The sequence below is a fragment of the Rhodovulum sp. 12E13 genome (genome assembly GCF_003340565.1).
Taxonomy (GTDB): Bacteria; Pseudomonadota; Alphaproteobacteria; order Rhodobacterales; family Rhodobacteraceae; genus HLUCCA09.
Genome location: NZ_QPLK01000120.1, coordinates 1 through 636 on the forward strand (window position 1 = coordinate 1; position 636 = coordinate 636).

1 protein-coding gene is annotated in these 636 nt (G+C 60.4%); it reads right to left on the reverse strand.

The window, feature by feature from the left end; translation table 11 throughout:
* Positions 1-102: 102 nt before the first annotated feature.
* A partial coding sequence (locus DLJ49_RS22690) for a type I-E CRISPR-associated protein Cse1/CasA (RefSeq protein WP_233489411.1) occupies positions 103-636 on the reverse strand: 534 nt, incomplete at its 5' end.

Sequence of the window (636 nt, forward strand, 5' to 3'; positions counted from 1 at the left end):
TGAAGGGCGCGAACCAGTTGCCAAAGGTCGTCGAGGGCGTCACGTTCAACGACGGCGTCGCCGCACGTGACACCGAAACCCGCGCCGCCTGATCAGGCCGTGTCACCCAAAATCGGGCATAGCTCTCGGGTCCTGCAAGAAGCGCGGGCCATCGCCCATCAGCTCGAATGCCTCCGCGTGCGGCAGAAGCGCATTCCGCAGCCTTTCCGGTTCCGGCGCAACCCGTGCCTCCCAGTCATCGTGATCTCTTGGCGGATCCGCAAGGAAGACCAAGCCGATCAGAAATTCATAACAGGCGAGGTTCAGATCGGCCCGAGGCCAATCCGGCATTGCAAGGCTTCGATCCGCGATCTGCCACGGCGCAATGATGCGACGCGCACCGGTTTTGTCGAGCACGGGGATCCATGCATCCATGATAAGGTTTATGGGCATGCTTGCGAACGTCATATTTTTGCTGCTCGGATACTCACAAGTAGAGGGATTAGGAAAAAAGAAGTCCAAATGTCGCATCATCCCGCAGTATTCACCGAATGCGTCTGAGCGGCGGATTTGGCGGTCGTGGGCCGGTCGTGAGGACCGGTCGAGGGTTGTGCAGACCCTCCCGAGCGGCGCGACGCCTGTTGACGGTGCGCGTGG